This is a genomic window from Vibrio sp. 10N.261.52.A1 (genome assembly GCF_002876325.1).
Taxonomy (GTDB): Bacteria; Pseudomonadota; Gammaproteobacteria; order Enterobacterales; family Vibrionaceae; genus Vibrio; species Vibrio chagasii.
The window spans coordinates 1-511 of record NZ_MCYD01000776.1 but is presented as its reverse complement, the minus strand read 5'-3'; the positions used below and the strand labels follow the sequence as shown (position 1 = coordinate 511).

At 43.1% G+C, this 511-nt stretch carries 1 pseudogene; it reads left to right on the top strand.

Annotated features, from left to right (window positions below):
* Nucleotides 1-73: 73 nt before the first annotated feature.
* A pseudogene (locus BCT81_RS16195) lies at nucleotides 74-511 on the top strand (ABC transporter ATP-binding protein); the annotation flags it as partial.

Below are 511 nucleotides of genomic sequence, written 5' to 3'. Positions count from 1 at the left end.
ATTGAGACTTCCATTATTAAGAGAACACAGTAGAATGCGACCACCCACCTAAATAGGACTTATTCTCATTAAAATGACCAATTCAGATGACACTATTAGCCGTTCTTGGCTGATAACTCAAGTAAAAAAACACAAGTCCAAATTGGTGTTTGCCAACATCATCGCCGTACTCGCGACATTAATTAGCGTCCCTATCCCACTACTTATGCCACTGATGGTAGATGAGGTACTTCTCGACAAGCCAGCATCTGGGCTTGAGATGATGAACCATCTATTGCCAACCTCAATGCAAACTCCTACCGGCTATATTGCATTAACCCTATTACTTGTCATTTTGATGCGTACCGTCAGCCAAGGGCTTAACATCCTTCAAGGACGTCAGTTCACTCTAGTCTCTAAAACCATCACTTATAAGATGCGCAGCAAAATGATCGACAAACTCGGTCGCATCAGCATCAGACAATACGAGACAAAAGGCAGTGGCGGCATCAATGCTCACTTAATCACAGAC